This window comes from Nonomuraea phyllanthi (assembly GCF_006334985.2).
GTDB classification, from domain to species: domain Bacteria; phylum Actinomycetota; class Actinomycetes; order Streptosporangiales; family Streptosporangiaceae; genus Nonomuraea; species Nonomuraea phyllanthi.
In genome coordinates this window covers 78,987-97,091 of sequence record NZ_VDLX02000010.1, presented here as the reverse complement: position 1 = coordinate 97,091, position 18,105 = coordinate 78,987, and the positions used below count along the sequence as shown (strand labels likewise).

The 18,105-nt window shown below is 70.6% G+C and carries 18 protein-coding genes; 11 read left to right on the top strand and 7 right to left on the bottom strand.

Annotated elements, in window-relative coordinates; genetic code table 11:
- Position 1: 1 nt before the first annotated feature.
- A complete protein-coding gene (locus FH608_RS26160) occupies positions 2-2,044 on the bottom strand; it encodes an APC family permease (protein ID WP_139633255.1) in 2,043 nt (680 codons plus the stop codon).
- Positions 2,045-2,145: 101 nt separating this feature from the next.
- Here FH608_RS26160 and FH608_RS26155 point away from each other — a divergent pair, with 101 nt between their 5' ends.
- From FH608_RS26155 to FH608_RS26140, 4 genes are all read left to right on the top strand, one after another.
- Entirely contained in the window at positions 2,146-2,811 is a 666-nt protein-coding gene (locus tag FH608_RS26155) for a potassium channel family protein (protein ID WP_139633254.1), read from the top strand.
- Positions 2,811-3,470: a potassium channel family protein gene (locus FH608_RS26150; RefSeq protein WP_139633253.1), complete on the top strand. Its 660-nt coding sequence runs from the start codon at positions 2,811-2,813 to the stop codon at positions 3,468-3,470. The genes FH608_RS26155 and FH608_RS26150 overlap by 1 nt, the downstream gene beginning before the upstream one ends.
- A 198-nt stretch (positions 3,471-3,668) precedes the next feature.
- The gene (locus FH608_RS26145) at positions 3,669-4,391 is read left to right on the top strand and encodes a helix-turn-helix transcriptional regulator (RefSeq protein WP_226899906.1); all 723 of its coding nucleotides are present in this window, start codon (positions 3,669-3,671) and stop codon (positions 4,389-4,391) included.
- Between the two features lie 109 nt (positions 4,392-4,500).
- On the top strand, positions 4,501-4,680 hold the full coding sequence (locus FH608_RS26140; protein WP_139633252.1) for a hypothetical protein: 180 nt from the start codon (positions 4,501-4,503) through the stop codon (positions 4,678-4,680).
- Between the two features lie 77 nt (positions 4,681-4,757).
- On the opposite strand, the gene FH608_RS26135 is transcribed toward FH608_RS26140, so the two are convergent.
- Positions 4,758-5,321, bottom strand: a complete 564-nt coding sequence (locus FH608_RS26135; protein ID WP_139633251.1) for a TetR/AcrR family transcriptional regulator — start codon at positions 5,319-5,321, stop codon at positions 4,758-4,760.
- A gap of 84 nt (positions 5,322-5,405) precedes the next feature.
- Here FH608_RS26135 and FH608_RS26130 point away from each other — a divergent pair, with 84 nt between their 5' ends.
- The 5 genes from FH608_RS26130 (at position 5,406) to FH608_RS26110 (ending at position 9,794) form a co-directional block, all read left to right on the top strand.
- Positions 5,406-6,347: a TIGR03620 family F420-dependent LLM class oxidoreductase gene (locus FH608_RS26130; RefSeq protein WP_139633250.1), complete on the top strand. Its 942-nt coding sequence runs from the start codon at positions 5,406-5,408 to the stop codon at positions 6,345-6,347.
- Positions 6,348-6,516: 169 nt separating this feature from the next.
- Positions 6,517-6,606, top strand: coding sequence for a hypothetical protein (locus FH608_RS51680; RefSeq protein ID WP_153266086.1), 90 nt, complete (start codon positions 6,517-6,519; stop codon positions 6,604-6,606).
- A 298-nt stretch (positions 6,607-6,904) separates the two neighbouring features.
- Positions 6,905-7,546, top strand: a complete 642-nt coding sequence (locus tag FH608_RS26120) for an HAD family hydrolase (protein WP_139633249.1) — start codon at positions 6,905-6,907, stop codon at positions 7,544-7,546.
- Positions 7,547-7,627: 81 nt separating this feature from the next.
- Positions 7,628-8,935, top strand: coding sequence for an MFS transporter (locus tag FH608_RS26115; protein ID WP_139633248.1), 1,308 nt, complete (start codon positions 7,628-7,630; stop codon positions 8,933-8,935).
- A gap of 166 nt (positions 8,936-9,101) precedes the next feature.
- Positions 9,102-9,794 (top strand): hypothetical protein, encoded by a 693-nt coding sequence (locus FH608_RS26110; RefSeq protein WP_226899905.1) that lies wholly within the window; start codon positions 9,102-9,104, stop codon positions 9,792-9,794.
- Here FH608_RS26110 and FH608_RS26105 read toward each other — a convergent pair.
- Genes FH608_RS26105 through FH608_RS26085 form a run of 5 tightly spaced genes read right to left on the bottom strand, consistent with a single transcriptional unit; the run spans position 9,769 to position 16,100 of the window.
- On the bottom strand, positions 9,769-10,854 hold the full coding sequence (locus FH608_RS26105) for an NAD(P)/FAD-dependent oxidoreductase (protein WP_139633247.1): 1,086 nt from the start codon (positions 10,852-10,854) through the stop codon (positions 9,769-9,771). The genes FH608_RS26110 and FH608_RS26105 overlap by 26 nt on opposite strands.
- Complete coding sequence (locus FH608_RS26100) at positions 10,851-12,440, bottom strand: ABC transporter substrate-binding protein (RefSeq protein ID WP_139633246.1); 1,590 nt, start codon at positions 12,438-12,440, stop codon at positions 10,851-10,853. Before FH608_RS26100 ends, FH608_RS26105 begins: the two co-directional genes overlap by 4 nt.
- Positions 12,437-14,287 (bottom strand): dipeptide ABC transporter ATP-binding protein, encoded by a 1,851-nt coding sequence (locus FH608_RS26095; protein ID WP_139633245.1) that lies wholly within the window; start codon positions 14,285-14,287, stop codon positions 12,437-12,439. The genes FH608_RS26100 and FH608_RS26095 overlap by 4 nt, the downstream gene beginning before the upstream one ends.
- Positions 14,284-15,147 carry an ABC transporter permease gene (locus tag FH608_RS26090; protein WP_139633244.1) on the bottom strand — a complete coding sequence of 288 codons (864 nt, stop codon included), beginning with the start codon at positions 15,145-15,147 and terminating at the stop codon, positions 14,284-14,286. The genes FH608_RS26095 and FH608_RS26090 overlap by 4 nt, the downstream gene beginning before the upstream one ends.
- A complete protein-coding gene (locus tag FH608_RS26085; protein WP_139633243.1) occupies positions 15,144-16,100 on the bottom strand; it encodes an ABC transporter permease in 957 nt (318 codons plus the stop codon). Before FH608_RS26085 ends, FH608_RS26090 begins: the two co-directional genes overlap by 4 nt.
- Before the next feature lie 242 nt (positions 16,101-16,342).
- Between FH608_RS26085 and FH608_RS26080 the strand changes: the two genes are divergently transcribed.
- On the top strand, positions 16,343-17,413 hold the full coding sequence (locus tag FH608_RS26080) for an alpha-hydroxy acid oxidase (RefSeq protein WP_139633242.1): 1,071 nt from the start codon (positions 16,343-16,345) through the stop codon (positions 17,411-17,413).
- A gap of 34 nt (positions 17,414-17,447) precedes the next feature.
- Entirely contained in the window at positions 17,448-18,095 is a 648-nt protein-coding gene (locus FH608_RS26075; protein ID WP_139633241.1) for a helix-turn-helix domain-containing protein, read from the top strand.
- Positions 18,096-18,105 lie beyond the last annotated feature (10 nt).

Here is an 18,105-nt window from a genome sequence, read left to right as displayed (position 1 = left end):
CCTATGCCCGGGTCTGGTGCTCATCCTTCACGGTCTCGTGCCAGGGACGGCGTACGGCCCCGGGCGCGAACGGCTCGGGCCTGCCCTTGAGCCGGTCGGACGAATGCAGCTGCCAGGGCACGCTCGTCACCATGACCCCCGGCTTGAACAGCAGCCGCGCCTTCAGTCTGAGCGCGCTCTGGTTGTGCAGCAGGTGCTCCCACCAGTGGCCGACGACGTACTCGGGGATGAAGACGGTCACCACGTCGCGGGGCGAGCGCCGCCGCAGGGTCTTGACGTAGTCGAGGATCGGCTGGGTGATCTCGCGGTACGGCGAGTCCAGCATCTTGAGCGGCACCGGGATGCCGCGCCGTTCCCACTCCTCCTGCAGCCGCCGGGCCTCCTCGCCCTCGACGCCCACCGTGACGGCCTCCAGCGTGGACGGCCTGGTGGCGCGGGCGTAGGCCACCGCGCGCATGGTCGGCTTGTGGATCTTCGACACCAGCACGATGGCGTGGTTGCGGGCCGGCAGCATGGCCGGCTCGTACTCCTCGGTGAGCTCCAGCTCGGTCGCCACCTTGTCGTAGTGGCGCCTGATGCCCTTCATCATGAGGAACAGCAGCGGCATCGCCAGGCACACGATCCACGCCCCGACCAGGAACTTCGTCAGCAGCACCACCACCAGCACGAGCCCCGTCATGATCCCGCCGAACAGGTTGATCACGCGGGAGCGGTGCATCTGGTGGCGCGTCTTCGGGTCGGTCTCCGTCTTCAGGTGGCGCGTCCAGTGGATGACCATGCCGGTCTGGCTGAGCGTGAAGGAGACGAAGACGCCGACGATGTAGAGGTTCAGCAGGCGGCTGACGTCGGCCTGGAAGCCCCACAGCAGCAGGCACGCCCCGAGCGCGAGGATGACGATGCCGTTGGAGAAGGCCAGCCGGTCGCCGCGGGTGTGCAGCTGGCGCGGCAGGTAACGGTCCTGCGCCAGGATGGCGCCGAGCACGGGGAAGCCGTTGAACGCCGTGTTGGCCGCGAGGAAGAGGATCAGCGCCGTGACCGCCGAGATCACCACGAACGGCCCCGACCCGCCGCCGAACACCGCGTCGGCCACCTGCGAGATGATCGGCTGCTGGTAGTAGCCGGGGCCGACGGGCGTGCCGTCCGGCCTGAGCAGGTCCTCGGCGACCACCGACGGCTCGGCCACCTTCACGCCCGAGGCCAGGCCGAGCGCGATGATCCCGCCGAACATGGTGATCGCGATCAGGCCCATCATGAGCAGCGTGGTGGCGGCGTTCCTGCTCTTGGGCTTCCTGAACGCGGGCACGCCGTTGCTGATGGCCTCGACCCCCGTCAGCGCGGCGCAGCCGGAGGAGAACGCGCGCAGGATCAGGAACGCGGCGGCGAAGGAGGCCAGATTGGCCTGCTCGGGCTGGATGGTGAAGTCGGCGCTGGGCGCGCGGATCTGCTCCCCCAGCACGAGCAGCCGGAACCCGCCCCAGGCGATCAGGAGCAGCACGGCGATCATGAAGGCGTACGTCGGGATGGCGAAGGCGACGCCCGACTCACGAATGCCGCGCAGGTTGACCACGGTGAGCAGGATGACGATGACGATGGCGACGGCGGGCTTGTGCTCGGCCACGAACGGGATGGTGGCGCCGACGTAGTCGACGCCGTTGGCGACGGACACCGCGACGGTCAGCACGTAGTCGACCAGGAGCGCGCTCGCCACCGTCAGCCCGGCGTTCTTCCCGAGGTTGGTGGTCGCCACCTCGTAGTCGCCGCCGCCGCTGGGATAGGCGTGCACGTTCTGCCGGTACGACGCCACGACCGTGAGCATCACGACCACGACGGCGACCGCGACCCACGGACTGTAGGCATAGAAGGAGACACCGGCCAGCGAGAGGATGACAAGAATCTCCTGAGGGGCATATGCCACAGAGGAGAGCGCGTCACTCGCGAAAACAGGTAGTGCGATCCGTTTGGGGAGGAGTTGCTCGTGGAGCTGCCCGCTACGCAGGGCGCGCCCCACGAGCAAGCGTTTGACAAGATCTGTTACCTTCGCCACGTAACGAGATGCTAGCCCCAGGCCAAGCTCCTAAACGAGGCGCGCCCCCCTGCCGCCATACTGGTGTCCAGCAACAGGCCGACCGCGAAGTGCGGGGGGAAATGCATATAGTGATCATGGGGTGTGGCCGGGTCGGCTCGACCCTCGCCCACATCCTCGAAGACAGCGGCCATTCAGTCGCCATCATCGACCGCGACCCCCAGGCGTTCCGGCGGCTGCGCGCCGGATTCCGGGGTCGGCGCGTGACGGGCGTGGGCTTCGATCGCGACGTGCTGACCGAGGCCGGCGTCGAGTCCGCCACCGCGTTCGTCGCGGTCTCCAGCGGCGACAACTCCAACATCATCTCCGCCCGCGTGGCCCGCGAGACGTTCGGCGTCGACAACGTGGTGGCCCGCATCTACGACCCCCGCCGGGCCGAGGTCTACCAGCGCCTGGGCATCCCCACGGTGGCCACCGTGCGCTGGACGGCCGACCAGATCATGCGCCGCATCCTGCCCGAGGGCGCCGAGCCGCTCTGGCGCGACCCCACGGGCACGGTCATCCTGGCCGAGGTCATCGTGCACCCCGGCTGGATCGGCACCCGCGTCGTCGACCTCGAATCCCGCGTACGCACCCGCGCCGCCTTCATCAACCGCATGGGCGAGGCCCTGCCCATCACGGACGGCACCGTGGTGCAGGAGGGCGACGTGCTGCACGTCATCGCCGCGGAGAACGACATGGACCGGATCAACAAGGTGCTCGCCGCGGCACCGGAAGAGGACGAGTGATGCGCGTCGCCATCGCCGGGGCGGGCGCCGTGGGCCGCTCCATCGCGGCCGAGCTCCTGGAGAACGGCCACGAGGTCCTGCTCATGGACATCGACCCCCGCGCCATCAAGATCGACAGCGTGCCGCGCGCCGAGTGGCTGCTCGCCGACGCCTGCGAGATCGCCTCCCTCGACGAGGCCGGGCTCAACAACTGCCACGTCGTCGTCGCGTCCTCCGGCGACGACAAGGTCAACCTCGTGGTGTCCCTGCTCGCCAAGACCGAATATGGCGTGCCGCGCGTCGTGGCCCGCATCAACCACCCCAACAACGAGTGGCTCTTCAACGAGTCGTGGGGCGTCGACGTGGCCGTCTCCACCCCGCGCCTGCTGAGCGCGCTCGTGGAGGAGGCGGTCAGCGTCGGCGACCTCGTCCGCCTGATGACCTTCCGCCAGGGGCAGGCCAACCTCGTGGAGCTCACCCTGGCCGAGGACGCCCCGGTCGTGGGCCAGCGCGCCGGCGCCGTCCCCTGGCCGGTGGACGCGGCACTGGTCGCGATCCTCCGCGAGGGCCGGGTCCTGGTGCCCACGGCCGACGACCCGCTGGAGGCGGGGGACGAGCTGCTGTTCGTGGCCAACCAGGAGGTGGAGCAGGAACTCGCCCACCTCCTCTCCCAGCACTAGCCCGTACGAGGCCGGGGCCGAAACGCACGCAAGGAGCTCGGGCAGGTCAGGCCCTTCGGTGGACAAGGCCTCGGTCTCGATGCCGCATGGCCTGGACGGGCGGTAGTCTGCCTGCCACGGGTACGGATCTTCCGCCGTGCGATCATCGGACGGTTCGGCTCACGCCCGTCCCCCCTCACACGACGCGACCCCGAAAGCATGCCATTGGACCGATGGGACCAGTTGACCCAGCGCCTGGAAGAGGCGGTGGACAAGCTGCGGGGCATCCCCGTCGGCGTCGAGCTGGTGGACGACGACGAGCTCGTGCGGCGGCGGATCGCTGAGGCCGTGGAGTCGGCCCGTGAGCTGCGCGCCATGCATCCCGTGGGCACACCGGACAAGGGGCGCGAGGAGCAGAAGAGCAGGCGGAGGGTGCTCGACGCCCTGCGGCGCGGCATGGCGATGCGCACCATCGTCCACGCGAGCGTGCTGGACGATCCGCGCAAGGCGGCGCGGATCAGGGAGTTGCACGCCTCGGGCGATCTCCACCGGGTCGTCGACGAGCCGATCCAGCAGGTGCTCATCTTCGACCGCGCCGTGGCGTTCGTCCGGATGACCCCTGTCGCCTACGCGCCGGGCGCGCTGGTGATCAGGCAGCCGAGCCTCATCGCCGTTCTCGTCGACCTGTTCGAGCGCACCTGGGTCGGGGCCAGGGAGGTCACCGAGCCCGTGCAGCGGCTGACCGCGCGGGAGCGCGAGGTGCTGGAGCTGATCGCGGAAGGGCGTTCCAACAGCGCCGTCGCCCGCGAGCTGTCGATCACGGAGGCGGCCGTCGGCAAGCATGTGGCCGGGGTGTTCGCCAAGCTGGAACTGCCGGCGAGCGAGGACGTCAACCGCCGGGTCCTGGCCGTGCTGGCCTACCTGCGCGGCACCGCCAGGTAGGCCCAGCGGATGACCTCGCTGAGCCGCCTTCTCGGCTGGAGGCCGTACCCCGGCACGGTGGCGAATCAGCGAGGAACCATGCCTGTTCGCCGATCGCGTCGGTGACGCGTTGCCCCGGTTTCGGCGAGGTGTCGCGTGTGGCTTCGGCGCGCCGCTGGACGAGGCCGACCGGCGGCCGGCCGACCGTGACGTCGTCGCCGAGGTCACCGAGGTCACCGAGATCGCCGAGATCGCCGAGATCGCCGAGGCCACTGAGATCGATGATCAAGCGAGGTCGCTCAGGTCGTGAGGTCTGCCGGTAGGCGACCTTCATCTCGGCCTGGCTGTGACCGTCACCGCACCCGGCGACCTCGTCGATGATGGGGTTCAGCGTGGGCGCAGGCCCTCGAAGACCAGGTCGAGGAGGCGTTCGGCGGTGTCCGGCGGGGCGGTCGTCTCGTTGACCCAGGCGACGGCCGTAGCCATCTCGATGAGTTCGGAGCCGGTCAGGTCGGTCCGTGCCTGGCCGCGGGCTCGTGCGTGTCGTACCAACTCGGTGGCGGCCTGTTCGACGGCCAGACAGCGGGTGCCCAGCGGGCCGTCCCCGGTATGCGCCGCACGCGCGTAACTGGTGGCGATCCCCCGATATCGGGTGATGTGCCGTACGAGAGCGGAGACCCACTCGCGCAGGATGTCCCGCGATGGCGGCTCGTCGAGCAGTTCGATGGCCAGTGTGGCGAGTCCGTCCAGGCTTTGGCCGACGATTTCGGCCGTCAGCGCCTCCTTGTCGGGGAAGTGGCGCCACAGCGTGCCCGGTCCCACTCCCGCACGGCGAGCGATGTCGTTCATCGCGGCCGCGTTGACACCGACCTCGTCGAAGAGCGCGGTTGCCGCCTCGATCAAACGAGCTCGGTTGCGGCGCGCGTCGCTGCGCCTGGGGTGTTCGGTCATGCGTCGTCTCCCCTCCCCTTGTACCGGAGTGGCACTCCGTTATTATGTGGAGTACCACTCCGGATTCTAGCGAGGAGCCCGTACATGAAATCGACCCTGCCGTCCATCGGCGCAGTAGGACTGTGGGTGCCCGGCATGGACCTACGGTCACCGGCGGCGGCCGCCCAAGCCGCCGCCGAGGTCGAGACGCTCGGCTACGGCGCGCTGTGGCTGAGCGAGGGACTGGTCCGTGACCCGTTCATGGAGGCGTCCAGACTGCTGGACGCCACCGGTTCGCTGGTCGTGGGAACGGGAATCGCGGTGATCTGGGGCCGCCACCCCCGGGTGATCAGATCGCAGGCGCGGGCGCTGCTCGACGCCCATCCCGGCCGGTTCGTCCTGGGACTCGGCACGTCCCACGCCCGGTTCGTCGAGGGCGTGCTGGGCCTGCGCTACGAACGGCCTTTGACGGCACTGCGCGACCACCTAGAGCGCCTGGAGGAGCCCGATCCCGTACTCGAACTGGCCGCGGTCGACCATGGTCCGGCGCCCCAGGCGCCCCGGGTGCTCGCCGCGCTCGGCCCACGGGCCCTCGAACTGGCGCGGGACCGGTCGGACGGGGCCTTCTCCTACCTGGTCACGCCGGAGCACACCGCCCAGGCCCGCGCGGTGCTGGGGCCGGACCGCACCCTGATCGTCGAACAGGCCGTGGTGACCGGAGTGAGCACCGACGAGGCCCGGGCCAGGGCGCGCGCCCACATCGCCGGCTACCTTCCCGGCGCGCCTTACCGGGCGAGCTGGCGGCGGCTGGGGTTCGACGACGCCGACTTCGCCGACGGCGGGAGCGACCGCCTGGTCGACGCGCTGGTCGCGATCGGCGACGACGAGATCGCGACGCGGGTCAGCGCCCACCTGACGGCAGGTGCCGACCATGTGTGTCTCCAGGCGCTGCCCGCGAATCCAGCCACCCTCCCGCTCGACCAGTGGCGGCGGCTCGCGCACCTCACGCGGCGATCGGCCGGTGCCGCCACCGTCCCGATCATCTGAGCAGTACGCGCCCACCGGCCCGTCTCCCGGCAGCCGCGGCGTGCGCCCCACGGGCCTCCCAGGCCACCCGGCTCCGAGTGCTCAACTGGGCGAGGATCGAGCTTGGCGACGTACACGGCACCGCAGTTGACGGAAGCATTGCTCATCCGCGCCGGCGACGGTCGCCGACCTGCTCGAACTCCTTGACCCCCAGCCGGGCGATCGCTTCTTGGAGATCGGCACCGGCGTGGGCTGGACGGCGGCACTTGGTCGTCGGTGAAGGGGCCGCCGATCGGGGGCCGTTCGACCGTGTGCACGCCATGGTGTGGATGGTGCCGCATGCCTCGATCCAGCGGTGCCGGCCGAGGGCCGCTTCCGCGGGTACGCCGACGACGCTGACGATCGCCGCGCCGACCAGGGCTGCGGCTGGACGCGCACCGAGCCGGGTCGCTTCCCCGGAACGGGTGTCCAGCGCTACCAGGGCACGGGAAAATGCCGTGGTCATCTGGGAGGAAGGGAGACCGAGCACACGCTGTACCGGCTGAGCGTCGCTGCGGCCACCGGAAAGGACCGAGACAGTGAAAAAGTACATTCTCTTCGATCACGACGGCGTTCTGGTGGACACCGAATTCTGGTACTACAGAGCCGGGGAACGCGCCCTGGCGGACATCGGCTTGACCCTGGACAAGGATCGATACCTCCGGGAGATGAGCCAGGGATTGGGCACGTGGGCCCAGGCCAGGGCGGCCGGCATTGATGAACAGACGATCAGCAGGCAGCGTCGGGTCCGCAATGACTACTATCAAGAACATCTGAGAACAGAAGCCATCGAGATCGAAGGCGTCGTCGAGGCCCTGGCCGAACTGTCGAAATACGTCCGTATGGCCATCGTGACAACCGCCAAACGCGCGGATTTCGAACTCATCCATGAGAAGCGCCGGATCAAGCAGTTCATGGATTTCGTCGTTGTTCGTGAGGATTACCAGCTCGCCAAGCCGCATCCGGAACCGTACCTCATCGGCCTGAAGCGCTTCGGAGCCACCGCAGAAGAGACGCTGGTCGTGGAGGATTCATCCAGAGGGCTGAACTCGGCCGTGGCGGCCGGCATTGACTGTGCCGTTGTCCACAACGACTTCACAAAGTCTCATGACTTCGCACAGGCTACCCATCGAATCGAAACTCTGGCCGAATTGAAGGACATCATCATTGATGTAGACTGAAGCACTTTCTCCGGCCCCGTTTCGCGCCGCCTGTCCGAAGCCTGAAGCCGCAGGAGTCCCACCCCTCAAGGAAGATGGTCCGTGACCGACGTCGTCCCGCTGCGCAGGAACGTGCGTTTCCAATTGCTGTGGATCGGCAGCGCGGTGTCCCAGTTGGGGTCGGAGTTCACCAGACTGGCCATGCCGCTGCTGGTGCTCGCGCTTACCGGCTCGCCCGGGCTGGCGGGCATCGTCGCCGGGGCCCGCACCGTCGCTTTCCTTCTGGTCCAGATACCGGCCGGCGTCTGGGTGGATCGGTGGGACCGCCGCCGTACGCTGATAACCGCCCAGGGCCTCCAGGCGGTTGTCTCAGCGCTGCTGGCGACACTGATCCTCATCGGCCAGGTGCAGATATGGCACCTCGTCACGCTGGCGGTGCTCGACGCGCTGTGCGCTGCCTTCATCGAGCCTGTCCAGGACACAGCCATTCGCGGGATCGTCCCCACGACCCAACTGCACAGCGCCTACGCCCAAGAGGAATCCCGCACGCATGCCGCCGGACTGATCGGCCCTCCGCTCGGTGGCCTGCTGTACGGCCTGGGGCGTGCGGTGCCCTTCGTCGTCGACACCATCACCTTCCTCGCCGCCACGATCTTCTACATCCTGGCCAAGGTGCCGCGCCGCCCGGCGAACCAGTCGCCGGCCTCCTCACGAGAGGACGGCGAGGAGCGGCACCCCGTCCGGCGCGGCATGCGCCGAGAAGCAACCGAGGCCATCACGTGGCTCTGGCGCCGGCGGGGCCTGCGGGAGGTCACCGCGGCGGTGATGGTCCTCAACCTCCTGGGCGGGGCATTCCTGATACCTCTGATCGTGCTGGTCGGCGAACGCGGTGGTGGTGCGCTCACCACCGGCACGGTCCTGGCCGGCCTCGGCATCGGCGGGCTGGCCGGGGCGCTGCTGTCGGGCCGCATCAGCAGACTGCTGCCGCCCGGCAGACTGCTGTTGGTCGTCCTGACGGTCTTCGGCGCCGCGCTGGCGGCCACGGCGCTGCCGTGGGGGCCGTGGTGGCCCATGGTTCCCCTGGTGTTCATCACCCTGTCGACACCGTCGCTGAACGTGGTGCTGAACGTGGTGATCGCACGCATGGTGCCGGTAGAGATGCTCGGCCGGATGGGCGCGGTCCTGAGCATGGGCGGAACGACGCTCAAACCCTTCGGCCCGGTTCTCGGTGGAGCGCTGGCCGCGGCACTGAGCGGCGCGGTGGCGCTCGTCGTCCTGGGTGGGCTCCTTGGCGCGACCGCTGCCGTGGCAGCGCTCAGCCGAGAGTTGCGCCGCTTCACCGGGGAGACCGCCCCGGCCGGAGGCGACGCCGTACAGCCGGGGGCGAATCCCGGGCTGGTGCCTGAATAGGCGCCTGGGCCAGGGCTGAGGCAGGAAGCCCTGGACCGTCGATCGTCCCGCGCCGTCCGGGACCGGCCCTCAGACCGCATGCCCGGTAGGGCCAGGCATACCTGGGACTCGCCCTGGCCCCCATGTGCCCGCGTTTCTCACCGGGTTGGATGGAGGCATGCAGCGAATGACTGGATTGCTGATCGGCGCGGTCTTCGGCGCGGTTTTCGTCATCGTGAACGCGCAGAGCCCGCTGCCCGCCGTCGCCGTGACCGTTCTGCGGGTGGCCGCCGTCCTGGCGGCGGCGGGCGTACTCGCCATGTGGTTCACCGCCGCCCGGCGAGAGCGTTCCGCCCGGACAGACGGTTCCGCCCTCGCTGGGCCTGCCCCCGAAGGGCCGCGGCCGGGCATGTTCGGCCGCGGCTACCTCGTGGTCGTCGCCGCCGAGGTGATCCTGCTCTTCGGCGGGCTCCGGGTGCTGGCCATGTGGGAACGCCCCGTCGAGGCCAACGTGGCGTGGGTGGCCCTGGTGGTCGGCGTGCACTTCGTCGCGCTGGCCCCCATCTGGAAGGACCGGAGCATCGCGGTCCCCGGGGTGCTGCTCACCCTGCTGGGCGCCGCCGGCCTCGTCCTCGCCTCGACGCCCGCCGCCGGCTGGGTGCCGCTCGTGAGCGGGGTGCTGTCGGGCGTGGTGCTGCTGGCGGGCGGCCTCACGTTCGGCCTGCGTACGGTGACGGCCCCTGCGGGCGTACGGCCCCCAAAGGCCGGCCGAGCGGAGGCCACCCGTGCGGAGGCCGGGCACCCGGAGGCCGGGCACCCGAGAGCCAGGCATCCCAAGGCCGGCCGCGCGGAGGTCAGCGGAGGAAGCGGCGTGGCGTGAACGCCTCCGCGGCCGGGGACGTGTCGCCGTCGAGGATCGCGGCGGCGGCCAGGTCGCCCCAGGTGGGACCCCAGCCGATGCCGCCGTGGGAGACGGCGACGTAGAGGCCGGGGCGGCTGGGGTGCCAGCCGACGACGGGCCCGCCGGGCGGCACCGGGCGGACCCCGACCGCGCTGCGGGCCGGCGCGGTGCCGCGGAGTTCGGGGATGACCTCCGCGGCGGCCTCGATGACCTGGGCGGGCGTCTCGGCGTTGTAGCCGTGCGCGGTGTAGGTGTCCTCGCCGCGCCAGTGGACGGCCACCCCGCCGTCCGGGTCGGGCCGGATGTTGAGCGTGGTGCTGTTGATCACCCGCCCGATGGGCGTGGCCAGCGGCCGGCTCCAGACGACGAGCCCCGGGCGCAGGTCCAGGGGCACGGGCGCGCCGGCGAGCGCGCCGACGTGCGAGGCCCAGCTGCCCGCGGCGTTGACGACGACGTCGGCGGTGACCTCGCCTTCCGGGGTGCGCACGACGTGCCGGTCGCCGTCGGCCTTGACGGCCAGGACGGGTGCGTCCTGGAGGACGGTCGCGCCGTGCCATCCCGCGCCGCGCAGCAGGGCGGCGACCATGGCGGGCGCGTCCACCCAGCCGCCGTCCTCCTCCAGGTAGACGGGGGTGTCCGGGGGCGGGTCGAGCCCGGGTTCGGCGGCGCGGACGGCACCGGCGTCGAGCTCGCGCAGCGGCTCGCCCATGGCCGTCATGGCGGCGAAGTCCTGCCGCAGCCTGGCCGCCGTACGCGGGAGGTCCGCCCACGTGAGGGTGCCGGTCCAGTGGATCCAGCCGTCGCCGATCTCCCCGGCGAGGCGGCGGAAGCCGTCGTTGGTACGCCGCCGGTGCGCCACCATCGCGGGAACGGACCCGGCGATCTGCGGGAACGTCGACAGCCACGAGATGCTGGCGGCGCTGGTGCCGTTGCCGGGCTTGCCGGCGTCGACGACGGTGACCTCCGCTCCCCGGGCGGCGAGCCGGTAGGCGATGTTGGCGCCGATGGAGCCGGCCCCGATGACCGCGACCCGGGTCATTTCGCGCTCACGTTGTAGACCCACAGTTCGGAGGCGTACATGCCGTTGTAGTTCTGGTACGTGTACGGGTCCCGGATCGCCATGATCGTCTTCGGCCAGTAGAGGTTGACGTTGGGCACGTCCTTGGCCACGGTCTGCAGGATCTCCGTCATGATCTGCACCCGCTCGGCGTCGTCGGTGGACGCCAGTTCCTCGTCGATCAGCTTGTCCACCTTGTCGCTGCGGTAGTTGGACAGGTTGTACTGGTTCTTGACCGCGTGGCTGCTCGGGTACTGGCTGAGGATCAGGTCGCTCGGGTCCGGGTAGTCCGGGTTCCACTGCGCGATCTGGATGGTCAGGTCCTTGTGCTCGCTGATCAGGGTCGACCACTGCGTGTACGGGATCTCGGTGACCTTCAGGGTGATCTTCAGCTGCTTGAGGTTCTCGGCCAGTACCTGGAGCGCCTGCCCCAGCTCGGGCCGGCTGTCCGGGTAGCTGATCGAGGTCGAGAAGCCGTCCGGCACGCTCGACTGCGCCAGCTCGCGGGCCGCCGCCGCCATGTCGAACGGCTGGGCGGGGATCGATGTGAAGACCTCGTCCACCTTGGCGGGGTCGGCGATGTTGGCCCAGAACCCGGGCGAGGAGATGGCGTTGGCCGGGGTGGCGTGGCCGCGCAGCACGTTCTTGGTGAAGGACTCGGCGTCCCAGGCGTAGGCGAACGCCCGGCGTACGTGGATGTCGTCGAACGGCTTGGTGTCCATGTCGAACATCAGCGAGGCGGTGGCGAGCGCGTCGCCTTCGGTCAGCGTGACGCCCTTCAGCCGCTCGAACTGGGACACGTTGGACAGGGCGATGCCGAACGACCCGTCCACGTCGCCGGAGCGCAGCGCCAGCGACAGCGAGTTCGGGTCGGCGATGTAGGAGAAGTGGATCTCCTCGAAGGCGGGCTTGGGTCCCCAGTAGTGCTCGTTGCGCCGCAGCACGATGCCGTCGGACGCGGAGAACGACTTGACCGTGTACGGGCCGGTTCCGACGACGGTGCCGCCGGGCGCGCCGTACTGCTCGCCGGCCTTCTCGACCACGCTCTTCTCCACGACCGGCGCGAACATCGGGTCGTACACCCAGGTCGCGTCCGGCTTGGTGAGCGTGACCGTCACCTCGTGCTCGCCGGTCACCTTGGCCTTCTTGAGCGTCTTGAGGTGCGAGACGCTCTGCGAGGTGGAGTCCTCGGCGAGGTGGCGGTTGAAGGAGAACGCGACGTCCTCGGCGGTGACGGGGTTGCCGTCGGAGAAGGTGACGCCCTCGCGCAGGGAGTAGACGTACGTCGTGGGCGAGGTCCGCTTCCAGCTCGTGGCCAGGGCGGGCTTGAGCTTGAGGTTGCCGAGCGTGACGAGGCCCTCGTTGACCAGCGAGCTGACGACGTTGGCGTTGGCGCTGAAGTCGCCGTACATGTCGATGGCGCGGGGCGCGGAGGCGATCGCCCAGTTGAGGGTGGTGCCGGTGGGGGATGTGGAGCCGCTGCCGCCGCCGGACGATCCGCAGGCGGACAGGGCGAGCGCCGCGGCCATCACCGCGGCCGTCCCACCGAGCATGCGGGGGAACTTCATGGTTGGGTCTCTTTCTCTGTGCGGGCGGGGATCGAGGAGATCAGCGTGCGCGTGTAGGCGGCCTCGGGTTCGTCGAGGACCTTCTCGGTCGCGCCGCTCTCGACCAGCTGTCCGTGGCGCAGCACGTACAGCCGGTCCGTGACCTGTCGGACGACGGCCAGGTCGTGGGTGATGAAGACGTACGCGACGCCGAGCTCGCGTTGCAGGCGGGTGAGCAGGGTGAGGATCTGCGCCTGCACCGACACGTCGAGCGCGGACACGATCTCGTCGCAGACGATCAGGTCGGGCTTGCGGGCGAGGGCGCGGGCGAGCGCCACGCGCTGCCGCTCGCCGCCGGACAGGGCGGCGGGCTTGCGCCCGGCGTACTCGGCGGGCAGGCCGACGAGTGCGAGCAGCTCGGCGACCTCACCGTCGAGCCGCCGCCCGGAGCCGCCCGGCCGTCCGCGCCCCGACCCGTCCGCCTGTCCGGGTGCGGAGCCGTTCAGCCGGATGGCCTCCTTCAGCACGGCGCCGATCGACCGCGCGGGGCTCAGCGTGGAGTACGGGTCCTGGAACGCCATCTGGACGCGGGACCGCAGCGCCGCCACCACCCGTCCGGGCAGCCGCGCGTAGTCGCCGGCGTCCACGTCGCCGATGCGGACGGTGCCGCCGGTCGGCGTCTCCAGGCCGACGAGGCAGCGCCCGAGCGTGGTCTTGCCCGACCCGGACTCCCCCACGATCCCGACGCTCTCCCCCTTGCCGACCTCGAGGGTGACGCCGCGCAGCGCGTGCACCGTACGGCCCGCGCGGGTGAAGTCCTTGCGCAGGTCGCGTACCTCGACGAGCAGGTCGTCCCGCCGCTCCGCCGGGGCGGGCACGGCGGCGCCCTGCCGCCGCCCGGCCCGCGCCAGCTCCCCGCCGATCTCGCCGATCCGGACGCACGCGGTGCTCCGCCCCTCCTCCGTACGGCGGAGCGGCGTCGGCCGGCGGCACTCGTCGGCCACCCAGGCGCACCGGTCGGCGAACGGGCAGGTGCCGAGCACGTCGGAGGCGCGCGGCACGGAGCCGGGCATCGACGTCAGCGTGGCCAGCCGCCGGTCGGCGGGCGGCTCGGAGTCGAGCAGGCCCTGGGTGTAGGGGTGCAGGGGCCGCCGCTCGATGCCGGCGCTCGGCCCCACCTCCACCAGCTGCCCGGCGTAGAGCACGTAGATGCGGTCGCACATGCCGAACGCGACGCCGAGGTCGTGGGTGATGAGCACCATGCCCATGTCGCGCTCGCGCTGGATCTTCTTCAGCAGGGCGAGGATCTCGGCCTGCGTGGTGACGTCGAGCGCGGTGGTCGGCTCGTCGGCGAGCAGCAGCGTCGGGTCGCAGGACAGGGTGGCGGCGATGCCGACCCGCTGCCGCATGCCGCCGGACAGCTCGAACGGGTAGCGGTCGGCGACGGACGGGTCGTGGATGCCGACCTCCGCCAGCCGTACCCGCTCCTGCTTCCGGGCGGCGGCGCCGCGCAGGCGGCGGCCGCGGGGGTCGCGCAGCGTCTCGCTGATGTGGCGGCCCGCCCGCATGAGGGGGTTGAGCATGGTGAACGGGTCCTGGAAGACCATGGCGAAGTCGTCGTGCAGTCGGCGCCCGCGCCGTCCGGGCAGGAGCTCCCTGCCCTGGTACGTGACGCTGCCGCTGACCTCGACACCGCGCGGCAGCAGGCCCATGAGGGCGCGGGCGGTCATCGACTTGCCGGATCCGGACTCGCCGACGATGCCGATCGTCTCGCCCGCGCCGACGGTGAGGTCGACGCCGGAGACGATGACGCGTCCCTGGCCCGATCGCAGGGTGAGGTCGCGGACCTCCAGCAGAGGGGTGCTCATGTGCGGTCCTTTCCGCGTCCCGCGAGCCGTTCGTGCAGCCAGTCGCCCGCGATGTTGAAGCCGGCCGCGGTCAGGGCGATGGCGAGGCCGGGAGCGATGGCGGTCCACGGGTTCACGTCGACGAGGTCGCGGCCCTCGGCGAGCATCCGTCCCCAGTCGGCCGCGCCGGGCGCGACGCCCAGCCCGAGGAACGACAGGGAGGCGAGCGTGACGAGGCTCGTCGCGAAGTTGAGGAACGTCTGCGCCACGGACAGCGGGACGAGCGTCGGCCAGACGTGCCTGATCAGGATGCGCGGCCCGGGCACGCCGAGCACGCGCAGCGCCTCCACGTACGGCAGGCCGCGCTGTTCGATGGCGGCGCCGCGCAGGATGCGGGTGTCGCCGGGCGCGGTGAGCACGATGAGCACCAGCACCGCCTCCCAGTAGGTGCCGCTGAGCACGCCGACGACGACGATCGCGATGAGCAGCTGCGGGACGGCGTACATCAGGTCGACCCAGCGCATGATCGCCGTCTCGGTGAAGCCGCCGCGGTAGCCGGCGGTGAGCCCGAGCAGCGAACCGATGAGCATCGCGCCGAGCGCGATGACCAGCGGGCCGGTGAGCGCGGACGCGGCTCCGGCGAGGATCCGGGAGAAGACGTCCCGGCCCAGGTCGTCGGTGCCGAGCAGGTGCGCGGCCGACGGCTCCGCCAGGGTGTCGGTGAGGTCCTGGGCGGAGGCGGAGTACGGAGCGAGCGCGGGGCCGGCGATCGCGCAGACCACGACGAGGGCGATGACCAGGAAGGAGAGGCCGACCAGGATCGACGGGCGGCCCGGGCGGCGGGACGGGACCGTGGTGGGGGCGTCGAGTATCTCGGTCATGCGCGGCGCGTCCTCGGGTCGATGGCGAAGTAGCTGAGGTCGACCAGCAGGTTGACGACGACCACGAGGACCGCCACGAGGATGGTGGTGGCCTGCACGACGGGGATGTCCTTGTTGTTGATCGACGAGATGAGCAGCTCGCCGACGCCCTTGAGGCTGAACGTCTGCTCGATCAGCACCGAGCCGGTGAGGGTGGCGGTGATGACCATGCCCGCGGCGGTGACGATGGGGACGAGCGAGTTGCGCAGCCCGTACACGAGCAGGATGCGCAGGCCGCCCACGCCCCGGCTGCGGGCGAAGCCGACGTAGTCCTGCTCGTAGCCGGCGATGAGGGCGGCCCTGGTCATCTTGGCCATCAGCGCGGTGCCGGTCACGCCGAGCGCGATGGCGGGCAGCGTCAGGTGCCAGAGCCGGTCGGAGAACGTCGGGTCGCCGTCGCCGATGACCGGGAACCAGCCGAGCAGGATGCCGAAGACCCACAGCAGGATCAGGCCGGTCGCGAACGTCGGCGTGCTGACGCCCAGGACGGCGAGGCCGACCGCGCCGCGGTCGACGGACGTGCCGCGGCGCAGGGCGGCGGCGATGCCGAGCGCGAGCCCGCACACCACGGCGACCAGGAACCCGAAGACGCCGAGGAACAGGGTGACGGACATCCGGTCGGCGAGGACCGCCGTCACCGACTCGTTGAGCTTGATGGACGTGCCGAAGTCCAGCTGGACCGCGTCCTTCAGCCACAGCAGGTACTGGACCATGAACGGCTGGTCGAGGTGGTATCGCGCCTCGATGGCGGCCACGAGCTGCGGCGACTTCTCGCCGGTGCCGAGCAGCGCGTCCACCAGGTTGCCCGGTGCCAGGTAGATGAGGGAGAACACCAGGAAGGAGATGATCAACAGGAGGAGCACGAGTCCGAGGAGGCGTCGTCCGAGGAACGCCGCCAGCGCGCGGAGGGTCATGTGGTTCCTTACGGGGCGTTGGCCGGGGGATGGCCGTGCAGTTCACTGGACGCTAATGCCGGAACAAAACGAGCGTCAATACTGGACAGCGCAAAAGCCCCATCTTTTGCCAAAAGTGGCTCTAGCTGGCCGATCGGCCCGAGGTTTGTCCAGTATTGACACACATCGCGGGCCGGGGATAGCGTGCCCGCACCCCCGAATTCGCTCATCACGTCCAGTTGAACTGGCCACAGAGGAGAGGCATGTCCAGACGGTTCCCCACGGTCCGCTCGGTCGTCGCCGAGGCCCGGCTGAACCTCAGCCCCCGGCTGTGGGACTACCTGGAGGGCGGCGCGAGCGGCGAGGACGGCCTGCGGATCAACCGCGCCGCGTTCGCCTCCTGGCACTTCGACCCCGACATGCTGACCGGGCTCAGCCGCCCCCGGCTCGGCACGACGCTGCTCGGCATGGATCTGCGGATGCCGGTGTTCGTCTCCCCCTTCGGCTACGACCGGGCCCTGCACCCGGCCGGCTACGCCGCGGTCGCGCGCGCCGTCGCCGAGGCGGGCATCACCAGCGTCGTCTCCGAGAGCTCCTCCGACAGCCTGACCGACCTTGCCCCGCACTTCCACGGGCACCAGGGCCTCGTCCAGGTGGCGCTCGTCGCTGGCGAGGAGCACGTGCTCGGCTTCGAGGAGCGCGCCGCCGCGGCCGGCTACCGCGGCCTGTGCCTGACCGACTCGCCCACCCGCGCCTGGCGCGAGCGCATGCGCGAATCCGGCCTCGACCTGCACCGCTACTACGGCATGGGCAACTACGGCGAGGGCGGCGCCAGTCTCGACGCGCTGCGCGAGCTGATGGACTTCAGCAAGCCGCGCTGGGACTGGGACCGCCTGGAACGCCTCGCCGGCCGGCTCACCCTGCCGTGGGTGCTCAAGGGCGTCGTCTCCGTCGAGCAGGCCCGCCGCGCCGTGGACGCCGGCGCGTCCGCCATCTACATGTCCAGCTACGGTGGACGCAACCTCGACGGCACCGTGAGCCCGCTCTCCCGGCTGGCCGCCGTCGCCGACGCGGTCGGCTCCGAGGTGCCCATCATGATCGACAGCGGCGTACGGCACGGCACCGACGTGGCCAAGGCGCTGGCCCTGGGCGCCACGGCCGTCGGCGTCGGCCGGCTCGCCGCCTTCGGCCTGGCCGCGGGCACCCACGAGGACCCGTCGTCCGGGGTGCGCGACGTGCTGCGACACCTCTACGACGAACTGGAGAGCGTGATGGGTAGCCTCGGGTGCGAAACCGTTGGCCGGCTGCAGCGACGGCACGTCGTCCCCGCGTGACCGTCAGCGCCCCCTCCCGAGACGGGAAACGACCATGAAGTCAAAGACGGACAAGGGCACGCGGGCGGTCGAGCCACCCGACAGCCGCTTCGCGGGCTCTCTCACGGCCATCGGATCCCAGCTCAGGCAGGCCCGGCTGGACGCCGGGCTGTCGCTGCGCGAGCTGGCCGCCCGGTCGGGGCTGTCGTCGAGCTTCCTGTCGCTGGTCGAGCGGGGCGAGTGCTCGCTCTCGCTGACCTCGCTGTTCGCCATCTCCGAGGCGCTCGGGCTGGCGCCCGCCGCGCTGCTCGGGGCCGAGCTGGGGGCGCCGCCCCCGCGGCAGGAGTTCTCCGTGTGGCGGGGGGCCGACCAGGCCGAGCACCGGGTGGTCGTGGGGGAACGCGAGTACTTCCCGCTCCGGCCCGGCTTCGAGGGCCAGCAGCTCGAATCCCTCTATTTCCGGATCCATCCCACAGCGGTGATGGCGCCGCCCGCCGTACACGAGGGGGAGGAAGTCGCCTACGTCACCTCCGGCGAGCTGTTCATCCGGCTGCGCAACCACGACCTCACCCTCGCCGCCGGCGACGCCATCCACTTCCCGTCGTCCGTGCCGCACACCATCGCCAACCGTACGGCGGGCGTCACCGAGGTCATGTGGGTCATGACCCACCCCTCCCCCAACGCCCACCCCGCCCTCCTCTGACTCCAGGAAG